General features: G+C 60.9%; 5 protein-coding genes. 1 reads left to right on the plus strand and 4 read right to left on the minus strand.

Annotated elements, in window-relative coordinates; genetic code table 11:
* The first annotated feature begins 33 nt into the window (after positions 1-33).
* Positions 34-7,140, plus strand: coding sequence for a TcdA/TcdB pore-forming domain-containing protein (locus NF676_RS03720; RefSeq protein WP_252887253.1), 7,107 nt, complete (start codon positions 34-36; stop codon positions 7,138-7,140).
* A 78-nt stretch (positions 7,141-7,218) separates the two neighbouring features.
* Here NF676_RS03720 and NF676_RS03725 read toward each other — a convergent pair whose 3' ends face one another.
* The 4 genes from NF676_RS03725 to purH form a co-directional block, all read right to left on the minus strand.
* On the minus strand, positions 7,219-7,815 hold the full coding sequence (locus NF676_RS03725; RefSeq protein WP_016771870.1) for a MarC family protein: 597 nt from the start codon (positions 7,813-7,815) through the stop codon (positions 7,219-7,221).
* A gap of 62 nt (positions 7,816-7,877) precedes the next feature.
* Complete coding sequence (locus NF676_RS03730) at positions 7,878-10,655, minus strand: hybrid sensor histidine kinase/response regulator (RefSeq protein WP_252887254.1); 2,778 nt, start codon at positions 10,653-10,655, stop codon at positions 7,878-7,880.
* A gap of 99 nt (positions 10,656-10,754) precedes the next feature.
* The gene (gene purD / locus NF676_RS03735; RefSeq protein ID WP_252887255.1) at positions 10,755-12,050 is read right to left on the minus strand and encodes a phosphoribosylamine--glycine ligase; all 1,296 of its coding nucleotides are present in this window, start codon (positions 12,048-12,050) and stop codon (positions 10,755-10,757) included.
* Positions 12,051-12,197: 147 nt separating this feature from the next.
* Positions 12,198-13,805: a bifunctional phosphoribosylaminoimidazolecarboxamide formyltransferase/IMP cyclohydrolase gene (gene purH, locus NF676_RS03740; RefSeq protein WP_041480673.1), complete on the minus strand. Its 1,608-nt coding sequence runs from the start codon at positions 13,803-13,805 to the stop codon at positions 12,198-12,200.
* Positions 13,806-13,880 lie beyond the last annotated feature (75 nt).

The following is a 13,880-nucleotide window of genomic DNA, read 5'->3' on the forward strand; positions in this document are numbered from 1 at the left end:
TCAATGGGCCATTAAATAAACAAGGAGTGTGTGATGGCTTTAAAAAACGATTACTCGTTCGGGCGAGCATTCATTTCTGCGCAAGAGTATTCCGTACTCTCAAAAGCATTGCGGGAGCTTTCTGCCACCCCCCAATATCAAGCGCTGAACGACTATTACCAGCAAGCCGGTCAAACGACCGACCCGGTGTCGTTGTTGACCCTGGCGAGCCTGTTTCAAGAGCAACTTGCAGCGCTGTTGAAACGCAATAAAACCCCTGTTCCGGTGGCTGTCGATGACATTGCGCGAGGACTGCAACGTTATCTGTCGCGGCTTTCGACGACCGTGGAAATGTTGTCGGGGCCGACCCGGCCGGTGCCGAAAGTCATCCATTTCGTCTGGGTTGGCGGAAGCGAAGTCGGGGTCAATCAGCGCGATTACATGAATATCTGGCGCCAGGTGATGGCGGCGGAGGGTTACCGCTTCAACCTTTGGTACGACAGCGATGCGTTGCTGGCTTTCGAGATGAACCGGGTCATCCTCGACAGTGCCAGGGCTGATGTCATGACGACCGGTGGCGACCAGCTCAACCATGCCGCGCAATTGGCGGCGATGATTGAAGAGCGTGCACGGGTGTTGAAACAGCAGATGTTCGACTACCTCAGCCAGCCGAGGTGGAAGGGGCGGACCGATGAAGCACGCGTCGATCTGATGGTGCGTGCTTATGGCAAGGACCGCGCGTCGCTGCAGGCTTTTCGTCAGCGCTGCCTCGACAGCCATCTGGCGATGGTGGGTCCGGATCTGCAATTGCGCGATGTCACTCACGCCTTTGCCGATGACTTGTTGGCGGACGTCTACCGCCGCGAAGTGTCGATGCGCGGCAATTTCGCTGCGGCGAGCGATGTGGTGCGTTTGCAGGCCGAGCTTCGTGAAGGCGGGCGTTATACCGACATGGATTATCTGCCGCCGCTGCTCGACAAGTTGGGCGGTGTCGATATCAGCGATTACAGCCAGACGCAGAAAATCGCGGTTCTGCAACTTCTGTTGAACAACAATCCGCAGTTGATGCCGGGGCGCGATCCGCAGCATTACCCCGACAGGACCGACAGTCTTCCAGAGCAACACAAACAACTTCTCGAGGATTTTGCTCGCAGCAAACCCGACGTCCTTGAACTGTTCATAGCGCCAAAAGTCGTGGAGGCTGCGGAGAACGGCTTTCGCATGGGGCTGCAAATCAATGAAGAAATGAATGCTCATTTCATCGCCCAGCCGGGCAGCGGCATGACGATGTCGATCATGCAAGTCATTCGGCTCAATTACGACGTGCTCGCTGAAGTTGAAAAGCGCATGGCCAACTCGGCATCCGGTTGGGCCGACGGTGAAAACCTGACCACGGTCGCGGCGACAGTCATTGAAGAGATGTTGGTCAGGTCGAACTTCACCAGCTGGAATGAAGCTTATGCCTACCAATTGCTTAAAGCGGTTGTCACCTATTATCGGGACGGTATCCGCAATGACGCGGCGGGTACGGTAACGCTCACCGGCCCGGGCGCGGCACTCGCTGGATTACATGAATATATCGAAGCCAATTGCGATCCGTTTTTCACTCGTCAGGTGCTGGCGCAACAGCGTCTGCGCGAGGGCTACAACGTCAATACCGAAGAGGAAACCATTTCCGGCTGGATCGTCCGGGGCACGGAAAAAGACTGGCTGGAGAAGGAACACGCCCGGTGGGCCGAGGGAAAGCTCAAGTCTCGTTATGCCGGACGCTTGTCCAACCTGCTCAGCGATCGAAGCCTGACCTTCGAGCGCGGCTGGCCCGTTGTCGAGGGCAAACCGGTGCTGTTGACCTCAGTGCTGCAACGCTTGATGGATGATCTGGGCGAGCCGTTCATTCGAGCGATGCGAGACAAGTTGAGCGGGGAGGTCAATTTCGCTCAAGCCGTGGTCATCGACTTCGACGCCCGTCAGCAAGTGCTGGCGCAAGGACCTGTGGTTGTGCCGACCTCCCATGGTGCGGAATCGGTCAGCCATCTCAACGAACTGTTCAGCCGGATCGCCCACGGTACGCTGCCGCTGGAACAACTGAGCCCCGCGATGCGAGTCGTGCTCGGGGGGATTTTCGGCGCAACGAGCGTGGACGATGTCGGGTTCGCCGATACCTGGCAACAGGTGCGCGACCTGGCCATCGCCACCGACCGTGACGGCACTTTCGCGCGCTACGATGCGATTGAAAAAGCCGTGCGCCAGCGCCGCTCGGCGGCGTTCGAGAACGGACTGGAACGCGACCTGCCGACGGCCACATCGACGACCCGCGAACTCAAGGTTCAAGCCATGTCCGAGCCGCTGACGCTGCGCCAGTGGGGCGAACGTATCGGCCAGATCAAGCACAGCGCGCAGCGGGAGTTTCGCACGCAGATCCTGCAGCGCAGCGGGCAAGTGCGTGACGTCTTTTTCAAGGCTGGCGCGGTGTCAGTCAAGCAGTTGCCGCAGGATCTGTTGCAGCGCAACGCGGGCGACCCGGGGCGCCGCTGTTATCCGCTGGCGCTGCTGATGGGCGCCGCCGTTGCAGCTGGCGAGACGGCGGAACGGGCGTTGGTCGGGCATGTCGCCAGCGCCAGCGCGAGTCCCGACGAACTTGGATCGCGGGCGTTGCGCAGTGCGCTGGACGAACTGCGCGCCTTGCCCACCGGCGAGGTCGGCAGCGTTCGCGGCGTGCAACGCCTGGACAGCATCATCGCCGCGCTGGACGCCAGTGCGGCGCCTGCGGTGCTGCTGCTCGACACTGGCGACCACGCCCTGCTGCTGGCGAAAGTGCGAACCGGTGAGCACGCGGCCTATCGCTTCTACGATCCCAACTTCGCCCTCTACGGATTTGCCGATGGCGCGCAACTGCAGCGTGGCGTAGAGCGTTATCTGAGCGCGGACGATAACGCGCTGGCGAAGCTTTATGGTCTGGGTGAGATGGCCACGGCGCAGTTCACCGTCACTGAGCTGGACACTGCGGCGATCGCCGAACGCAGGCTGTCATCGGATCTGCGCGTGGACAGTTTTCTGCACAACGTTGCGCTGGCCGATCCACAGGGAGCCTCGATCTGGCACAAGCAAGCGCTGGCCCGTACCCGATCTCTGGGGGAAAACGCTCGGCTGGGCACCAGCCTTGCGCAACTGGACGCACGCTACTGGGCCAGCGAGTTCGAGCAGGCGACCGAGCGTTTGCGCCGTGAGCACAACCTGGCGCGTGATTACGTGCCGTTGCTCGATACCCACAGCAAAAACGCCGACGGCGGCCACAGCATTACGCTGATGGATCTGCGCAATGCGCAAAATGCCCGGACGGTCAGCACCCGGGATTCGCGCTTTCAGAGAATCAGGCAATACGTCGAACGACTCGTGCAGGGCGGTGCGGCCAGGCCCGGGCACACGCCTGATCACGACGGTGGCAGCCGACTCAGTTTCGCCTTTGCGATCCAGACGCTGATCAGTGAAATGCGCCAGCGCGAGTACCGCGCTGGCGATACAGCGCCGACACTGACCGTCGCCCTGCAACTTCAGGTGTACGTCAGTTATGCACAGTTGGGCTTTGGTGTGGCCAGCGATGCAGTGCAGGTCATCCAGTTGGTGCGCCATTTAGCGGTGGCGGAGCGGGCGTTGCAGCAGGCCTCGTTCTCCGCACGTCTGGCCGGGCAGGCCGCCACGGGTGTCGGGGTGGCATTTTCCGTGGCCAATATCGGTTTCGACATCTACAACCTGACGCAGGCAGAGAATCATGAGCAGCGGGCGCGGTTTTCCACGTCCCTGGCGTTCAACACAGCGGCGCTGGGTCTGGATATTGTCGCCCTGGCGGCGGGCGGAACGGTGGGCGCGTTCGCCGCAGCGCTGTCCGTGCCGCTACTGGGCGTCGGTATCGGGGTGACCGCGATTGCCAGCAATCTCGGGCAGATCATGGACAAGGCTGCGGCCATCGGCGAGCACCTCTCGCAGATTCACGACGCTTATCAGCAGTCTTACGAAAGCGTTGGTGCGGTCTTGCAGTTCCCCGCACTGGCAGTGATTACCGAGGTGGATCTGCTCAGCAGAAGGGTGGCGTTCGAAGGGCAGAAGTTTTACCCCTGGAAGGGCAGTGCACTGGAATTGCCGCAATACGACGATGATCCTGCCAGGCGGCATGCTGCGATCAACATCCCCAGAGCCTTTCAACGCCCTGCTGTCGGCAGCGTCTGGGGTACTTTGCCCAGGATGGTGGTGCTGCCTTGTTCGCCAATCTGTTACTACGGCTATGAATATCAACTCGGCAGCGCCGGGACCGTGCCCTTTTCAACAACCCGCTACCCGCGGTTGCACGACCGCCTGGCACATCAGCTGGAATATGACGCGCTCGGTAACCGGGTGTTTTACCTGTTCAGTACGCCATTTGCGCCGCACATACTCTACAAGCTGCATCCGGTATTCATGGCCACGACGATCAAGCTGCAGTTGAGCGCAGAGGTCAGTCAGCTGTTGGTTCCGGACCTGCCACCAGAGTGGCGCAAGAAGATTGCCTACCGGATCACCGCACCGCAGGGGCAATACCGCATCCGGTTGGTGCCGGGCCTGCTGGCGGTGAATTTCGAGCAAGCGCGGGGCTGGGAACAGGTGACCTGGACGGTGCAGGCGTCTTGGGCACAGGTCGAGCAGGTCAGCTTTCGTGCAAAACCACGGGACAGCATCGACAGCGCACCTGACATGCTGGTCGATGGCCTGGTGTTGAATCGTTTTGACGGCGTCATCGAATTGGCCGAGGGGCTGTTCCGGATCGACTGGACGGGCCGCAGCCTGCATCTGATCGCCGTTGTCCTCGACTACGAAAACAACGCTGTGACTCAACTGCGTAGCGCAACCATGACCGCCAGCGGCATCCCGGCGCCGGTGCAGCGTTATTTGCGCGCTCAGGTCGCAAGCGGACAACTGACCGCAGCCTATTTGCCGTTGCGTAACTTCAGAGTGCCGTTCGATTCGCCGAACCGGCCAGTGGTGACTACCGGCTATTACGACACTGCGCGGGATCGGGTGCTGTTCGCGCGTAACCTGCCGCAGGAGGTGAACGAGGGTGTGGTTCTGGCAGGCGTCAACGCCCGCCATGCGTGGTTGTACCATCCCGATCATCCATCGGTATGGCGGGTCGATGTGCTGACCGGCACTGTCCAGCATCGCTACCGTCTGAAAAATCCGCGTACAGGTTCGACCATCATCGGCTGCCGACAACAAGCCGATGGAGCGCTGCGGATTACGCAGAAGCTGACGGCAGAAGCGTTGCATGGCACCACCACGGTCGAGTACCGGATCAGCGGGCAGCATGTAGAACTGACCGCTTGCCAGATCGCTTTTGCCGCCGAGGACTATCGGTTCGAGCCGCGTGAAGCGCTTCGACAAACCGATGCCCCGGACATGAGCGTCTCGTCAGACATGGCCGCCAGCAGCAGTGATTGGTCTTGTGCTCCGTTCATTGTTGTCGAGGGCTATGCCGGGTCGCAGTTGCGCGACAGGGCTTGGCTGAACAAGACGACGGGCAAGTGCATTGAGGCCAGGCACGACCTGTCCTGGCCCGAAGACTTGTTGATGCTGATGCCGTCCAGCCCTGAAAACAACGCGGTGCTGTTCTATAGCCAGCAGGAGCGGACGATCAGCCGCGGCATCGAACCCCGTGTCGGTCATTGGCTGAATGTGGTGATCGAGCGCGATGTGGTGGAGGTCACTCAGACCAATCAGCGTTTCATCGCCACCAAGGACGACGGCCGACTGTTCGAAATCGATATCGTCGACGTGCCGGCAGCGGCAGCGATCGACGAGGTGATTGTGTTTCAGTACGGGGTACCTTCCCTTGCGCACAGAAGCGATGAGGCATGGCTCGATCAGGCCGATAAACCCTCGATTCTCCGGTTCGCCGGTGTCGGGCAGCGTTGGCTGCAGCGAAATCCCGATTGGTTGAGCACATTGCATTCGCTGGCCACGGTCGCAGCGTTGCTGCCGTTCCCGGTTTTCGGTTTACGTGATGGGGCAGGTCAGGCGTTCCTGACGGCGTGGTGTGTCGATGGCAAAGTCGCTGTGGCCGATATCGGTCAGGGCAAGGAGCTGGCGCTGCTCGGTCTGACCCCGGATCAAAGCGCTGTCTGGTTGCTTGAGGTCAGCGCCGGACAACTTTACCGCCAGCCGCTGATGGCGATCGAAGCACTGCGGGGAGTGTTTGCCGCTGACCATCGTTTGCTGAAACCGGAGGTGCTCGACAGGCCTGAAAAGGTCTGGACGTCATGGACTTTTGCTGAGGTGCGGCGCCAGGGTGAAGGGCTGGAGGCGCAGACCCTCGACGGGGTGCATCTGCAATTGCTGGATAACCAGCCGGCAATGATCGTCGGAGTGGAAAATCGCTGGTCTCATGTGCCGGGGCAGAGCGATGAACAGTTACGTGCACGCCTGCGAGCATTGTTGCACGGGCATGCCCACGCGCCTGTCATACAAGTGGCAAGTGCAACCGGACGCTATCTGTATTACCTGCCGCAACTTGATCGGCTGTTTGATCTGTCCGGGCGCAGTGATGGGCAGTGGTCGGCATTCCTCGGTACGCGCGGGTCGAAGCAGCCGATGCTGTTCGATCCGCTCGACCAACTGATTTTCAGCGCCGGCCCGAACGACGGCGTCTGGCTGCCCGACAGTTTTGCCCATCGCGACGCCGAGGTCATGGTGCTTGAGGTAGGTGATGACATCACAGAGATTGAAACATTGTTGCCCGATGGCGTTGCCAGGCTGCTGCTGACTTTCGGTGCGCAGACCTCGGGTTATCGGCTGTCGCAAGTTTCCTTCCAGCGCCTGGACTGCATCGTGGTCGATGGACGACAGGCTTCGGATGCTGAAACGGCGGAACCTTGCCTGCTGGATCTGGATCTGGACGAGTGCGGGCATTGGTGGATGTCACGGGTCGATGACGGTGTGGTACTGACCGATCAGGACTCCGGGCACAGTCTGATCTTGCGTAATTTCGACGGACAACGCCCACTGCTACTGATGCTGCCCATTGCCGGGCGGCCACACACGTTCACGCTGGCTCAAGGGCTGGAAGCGTTTGCCACTGTGCGCGGCGCAGAGGCAACGGTCAGCCTGACAGCGGTGATCGCAGCGCTGCGCTGAGGTCGCTCCGCATAGCAAAACGCCGCGAACGGTGAGCGTACGCGGCGTTTCATTGTGGCAGATGCGCGGCAACAATACTCAAGGCACCAGATAACCTTTCACACCGGTAAAGATGATCTGCGCGGCCAGTGCGCAAACAAACAACCCCATCAAGCGGCTGACAATCTGCAAGCCCTGATCGCCGAGAATCCGCTCGATGCGATTGGACAGATACAGCACCACTCCGACAGTAAAACTGGCCAGGGCGATACTCATGATTGCAGTGAGCTTGTCGTCCCAGTGCGGCTGGCTGACGCCCATTACCAGCAAGGCGCCGATGGTGCCGGGGCCGACCGTCAGCGGGATGGTCAGCGGCACGATGGTCACATCCTGCTGCACGTTATCGGCCTGCACCGCCGGTTTGCCCTGAGCCATGCCCAGCGCGGAAATGAACAACACGCTGCCGGCACCGATTCGGAAGGCGTCCACGGTGATGCCGAAGACATCGAAAATCACCCGCCCGAACAAATAGAGCAGCACACTGGAAATCAGCGTCGCGAGGGCGACCTTCCACGCCAGACGCCGCTGTTCCTTGCGCGAATAGCCACGGGTCAGGCTGATAAAGCAGGACAACACGAAGAACGGGCTGTAGAGCACCAGCATCTTCAGATAAACGCTGAACAACACATGGAGCATGATGCAAGCTCACTGGCGATGGAGTCGGGGGGAGTCTATCAGGCACCGCAGATTCTGTCGGTTTACGACGGCTGGGTCGTGGCCCGGTTCTGCTGATCGCGTTGGGCAACCCAGTGTTCGATCAACTCGCGCAACTGGGAGAGCTCGACCGGTTTGGACATGTGCCCGTCCATGCCGGCCTGCCGGGCGCGCTCCTTGTGTTCGGCGAGGATGTGCGCGGTGAGGGCTACAACCGGTGTGCGGATGCGCTGATTGCTGACTTCCCAGGCGCGCAGTTGCTGAGTGGCGGAGAAGCCATCAAGGATCGGCATTTCGCAGTCCATCAGCACCAGGTCGTAACGCTGGGCCTTCATCGCTTGCAGCGCTTCTTCACCATTGCTCGCGGTGTCCGGTTGCAGGTTGAGCTTGCCGAGCATGCCACGGATCACTTTGGTCGAAATGGTGTTGTCTTCGGCGACAAGGATGCGGAAGTCGCTGGGCACTTTGGCCGCTGTGGCCGCCGTAACGACCTGCGGCTGGAACGCGACCTGGCCCTTGTTGCGTTGATTGAGCTCGTCAGCCAGCGTGGTCTTGAGCGTATAGCCGGCCACCGGTTTGGCCAGTATTCGTTTGATCCCCGAATTGCGCGCAATGATCTTGCTCGGCGCGTTGCTGATGCCGGTGAGCATGATCAGCAGAATGTCGTGGTTCAGGCTCGGGTCTTCCTTGATCTTCGCTGCCAGTTGCATGCCGGTCATGCCGGGCATGTTCTGGTCGAGCAGGACCACGTCGAAGTAATCGCGCAGATGCGCCTTGGTGCGCAGCAGCGCCAGCGCCTCCTTGCCCGACGGCACGGCGCTGACATTCAGGCCCCAGGCGCTGCACTGCTGCACCAGCACTTTGCGGCAAGTGTCGTTGTCGTCGACCACCAATACCCGCGCGCCTTGCAGCGGGCTGTCGAGGTCGGAGGTCGGATGTTCGAGGCGATCCGGGTCCAGTGGCAAGGTCAGCCACAAAGTGCTGCCCTGGGTGGCGCCGCTCTTGATGCCGAACTCGCCTTGCATCAGGCGGATCAGTTGGCGCGCAATCACCAGGCCGAGATTGCCGCCCAGGCGATTGGCCGAGAGGAAGTGCTTGCTGTGCAATTCGGCGTGCAACAGCGCTTCGCGCTCTTCCGACTCCATCGGCACGCCGCTGTCCTGCACGGCAATGCGCAGGCGCGGCTTGCTGCTGCGCTCGTCCAGTGCAACGACGATCAGCACTTCGCCTTCTTCGGTTTTCTTCAGGGCGTTTTCCAGCAGGCTCAGCAAGGTCTGGCGCAGGCGCGTCGGATCGCCGCTGATCACCCGTGGCACTTGCGGCTGGATGAAGCTGATCAGCTCGACGTTCTGTTGTTCGGCCTTGGCCCGGTAGATGCTCAGGCAATCATCGATCAAGGCGTTGAGGTCGAACTGCACGTCATCAAGTTCGATCTGCCCGGATTCGAGCTTGGAGATGTCGAGGATCTCGTTGATCAGGGTCAGCAGTTCGTTGCCGGCGCTGTGGATGGTCTGCACGTAATCGCGTTGCTTGACCGACAGCGGCGTGCCCAGCAGCAGCTCGGTCATGCCCAGTACGCCGTTCATCGGTGTGCGGATTTCGTGGCTGATCTTGGCGAGGAATTCGGCTTTGGCGTTGATTTCGGCGTTGCTTGCCGCGAGGTCGCGGCTGATGCTGAAACGACTTTCAGTGATGCTGCGCTGTCGCTCGCCCAAGGCGACGCTCATCAGCAGACCGCTGATGCAAATGAACAACATCAACGTCATGATCAGGCCTTGCGGCGTGACCAGGGTCAGCCCCAGTAGCGCCGGCAGGATAACCAGGGTGCCGATGTTGAACACGATCATGGCGGCGACGAACAGACGCGCCGGGCGATAGCCCTTCTGCCAGTGATAGAAGCCCACCAGCAACATGCTCAGGCCGGCCAGTGCGACCAGTGCGTAGGTGATGATGTTCAGCGGCAAGGTGTTGACGAACAGCAGCAACAGGCTGCACGTGACGATCAGCAGAATGTCGCCCCACAGCAGTTTGTTCAGCGGATGCTGGCCCAGTGGTGCAAAGAAGCGCAGGGCGTACATCAATCCGGCTGGAGCCGTCAGCAGCAATGCCAGATAAGCGCCCGGCGTCTGAATGGCTTGCCAGTTCGGCAACCACGGACCGGCGAGATTGAGCAACAGGAACAGACTCAGTCCGAGCAGGCCCTCACAGATCGCCAGCCACAGACTGCTGCGCGAGCGCGAGTAGGCGTAGCGCACCAGGTTGTGCAGCAGGAGCATGGCGAGGCAGCCGAACAGCAGGCCGAAAATCAGCGTCTGCTTCTGATCGGCTGCGCCCTCGATTGCCGCTTGCAGGGTGATGTGCGGGCGCAGCTGATGGCCGGAGACCATGCGTACGTAGACGTCCAGCGGCTTGTCGGCCTGGGGCAGCGGCAGCATGAAATCGCTGCTTGGCAAAGGATGTTCGGCCTGGGGCCGTTCGTTGCCGGTATTGCGTTGCTCGATCAGCCGGTCGCCGTCGAGCACGTAGAGATTGAGTTGGGACAGGTCGGGGGCAAAGATGCGCAGCACTTGTTCGTGCTTGCCCGGCGCCAGTTTGAAGCGCAGCCACAGGGCGCCCTCGGGTTCGGCCGCGGTCAGACGGTCAAGCTCGATGGGGCTGAATTGATTGGTGTAGCGAGCGGAGCGGATGTCGCTCAGTTGCAGGATGCCCTGATCGTCAAGCAATACCGACCAGCCACTGCCTTGCGCGGCCTGGGCCGGGAGCATGCAGAGCAAGGTCATCAGCGTGACGGTGAAGCTTATGGCAATCCTGAGCCAGCGCACGGCGAAATCCCTTCGTAGGTTGATGCCAGAATATAACGATGCGCGACGACCGAACAGCCCGGCGAGGAATGGCATCCCGCGCCGGGCCTGATGGATCGCTTACTCCTGGGTTTCGCCGCGTTCACGGGCAATGGCGCGGTAGCCGATGTCCTTGCGGTAGAAGCAGCCTTCCCAGTCGATGGCAGCGGCAAGTTTGTAGGCCTGCTGCTGAGCTTCACCCACGGTGGCGCCCATGGCAGTGGCACACAGTACACGACCACCGGCAGTGACGACCTGACCGTCCTTCAACGCGGTGCCGGCGTGGAAGACTTTACCTTCCAGAGCTGCCGCCGCGTCCAGACCGTTGATCGCTGCGCCTTTGGCGTAGTCGCCCGGGTAGCCGCCAGCAGCCAGAACGATGCCAACGCTCGGACGCGGATCCCACTGTGCTTCAATTTTGTCCAGTGCCTGCGCCAATGCGGCTTCAACCAGCAGCACCAGGCTCGATTGCAGACGCAGCATCACCGGTTGGGTTTCCGGATCGCCGAAGCGGCAGTTGAACTCGATGACTTTCGGGTTACCGGCCTTGTCGATCATCAGACCGGCATAAAGGAAGCCAGTGTAGACGTTGCCTTCCTCGGCCATGCCGCGCACGGTCGGCCAGATCACCTGATCCATCACGCGCTGATGTACGTCGGCGGTAACCACCGGGGCAGGGGAGTAGGCACCCATGCCGCCGGTGTTCGGGCCGCTGTCGCCGTCGCCGACGCGTTTGTGATCCTGGCTGGTGGCCATCGGCAGCACGTTCTTGCCGTCGACCATGACGATGAACGAAGCTTCTTCGCCGTCGAGGAATTCTTCGATCACCACGCGTGAACCGGCGTCGCCAAACGAGTTGCCAGCGAGCATGTCACGCACGGCGTCTTCGGCTTCGGCCAGGGTCATGGCGACGATCACGCCTTTGCCGGCAGCCAGGCCATCGGCCTTGATCACGATCGGCGCGCCTTTTTCACGCAGATAAGCCAGGGCCGGCTCGATCTCGGTGAAATTCTGGTAATCGGCGGTCGGGATCTTGTGGCGGGCGAGGAAATCCTTGGTGAACGCTTTCGAGCCTTCCAGTTGCGCAGCACCGGCGGTCGGACCGAAGCAGTCCAGGCCACGGGAGCGGAACAGATCGACCACGCCAGCCACCAGCGGCACTTCCGGGCCGACGATGGTCAGGGAAACGTTCTTTTCCGCGAAGTCAGCCAGTTGCTCCAGGGCCAGCACGTCGATGGCGACGTTCTCGCACTTGGCTTCAATGGCGGTGCCAGCGTTGCCCGGTGCAACGAAAACCTTCTGCACACGCGGATCCTGAGCCACTTTCCAGGCCAGAGCGTGTTCACGGCCACCGCTGCCAATGATCAAAACATTCATTTCAAAAACCTCAAAAATCTATCAGGCGCTGCTGGAGCGCTTTATGTGGGAGCGAGCCTGCTCGCGAAAGCGGTGTGTCAGTCAACGTCAACGTCGCTGGCAGATTGCATTCGCGAGCAGGCTCGCTCCCACATTTGAATCGGTGTATCAGTGACGGAAGTGGCGCATGCCGGTGAATACCATCGCGATGCCGGCTTCGTCGGCAGCGGCAATCACTTCAGCATCACGCATCGAACCGCCCGGCTGGATCACCGCAGTGATGCCGACCTTGGCCGCATTGTCCAGACCGTCGCGGAACGGGAAAAACGCGTCGGACGCCATGACCGAACCGGCCACCTGCAAACCGGCGTGCTCAGCCTTGATCGCGGCGATGCGTGCCGAGTTGACGCGGCTCATCTGGCCGGCGCCGACACCGATGGTCTGGCGGTTCTTGGCGTAGACGATGGCGTTGGATTTGACGTATTTGGCGACTTTCCAAGCGAAGATCAGATCGTGGATTTCCTGTTCGGTCGGCGCGCGTTTGGTCACCACTTTCAGGTCATCGGCGCTGATCATGCCGATATCGCGGCTCTGCACCAGCAGGCCACCGTTGACGCGCTTGTAATCCCAGGCAGCGGCGCGCTCAGCCGACCACTCGCCGCAGGCCAGCAGGCGTACGTTGGCTTTGGCCGCGACGATGGCGCGGGCTTCTTCGCTGACCGATGGGGCGATGATCACTTCAACGAACTGGCGCTCGACGATCGCTTTGGCGGTCTCGGCATCCAGTTCACGGTTGAAGGCGATGATGCCGCCGAACGCCGACTCGGTGTCGGTGGCGTAGGCCAGTTCGTAAGCCTGACGAATGCCGCCCTCAGCGTCCGGGCTGACCGCCACGCCGCACGGGTTGGCGTGCTTGACGATCACGCAGGCTGGCTTGACGAAACTCTTCACGCATTCCAGCGCAGCGTCGGTGTCGGCGACGTTGTTGTACGACAGTTCTTTGCCTTGCAGCTGGGTCGCGGTGGCGATGCCGACTTCGGCCGGCCTGGCTTCCACGTAGAACGCCGCGCTCTGGTGCGGGTTCTCGCCGTAGCGCATTTCCTGAGCCTTGATGAACTGGCTGTTGAAGGTGCGCGGGAATTCGCTGCGACCTTCAGTGCTCAAAGTTTCAGCGCCCTGGTTCACGGTGCCCATGTAGTTGGCGATCATGCCGTCGTAGGCGGCGGTGTGTTCGAAGGCCTTGAGCATCAGGTCGAAACGCTGAGCGTAGGTCAGGCCGCCGGCCTTGAGATTTTCCAGAACGTTGGCGTAATCGCTGGCATTCACCACGATGGCCACGTCTTTGTGGTTTTTCGCTGCCGAACGGACCATGGTCGGCCCGCCGATGTCGATGTTCTCGATGGCGGTCGGCAGGTCGCAGCCTGGCTTGTTGATGGTCGCTTCGAACGGGTACAGGTTGACCGCCACCAGATCGATCGGCTTGATGCCGTGCTCGTTCATGATCGCGTCGTCAGTACCGCGACGACCGAGGATGCCGCCGTGGATTTTCGGGTGCAGGGTTTTCACCCGACCGTCCATCATCTCGGCGAAACCGGTGTAATCCGCGACTTCCACTGCGGCAACGCCGTTGTCGCGCAGCAGCTTGAACGTTCCGCCGGTGGAGAGGATCTCGACGCCCAGAGCTTCAAGCTCCTTGGCGAATTCGAGGATCCCGGTCTTGTCGGAAACGCTGATCAAGGCGCGGCGGATCGGCAGGCGGGTAGTCTGGTCGGTCATCTCAATTTCCATCAAAAGCAAAGGAAGTCAGCAAAAAAGGCGACCGTTTTTTACGCGGGCGCCTTTCTGGTTTGA

Source organism: Pseudomonas siliginis, assembly GCF_024072275.1.
GTDB classification, from domain to species: domain Bacteria; phylum Pseudomonadota; class Gammaproteobacteria; order Pseudomonadales; family Pseudomonadaceae; genus Aquipseudomonas; species Aquipseudomonas siliginis.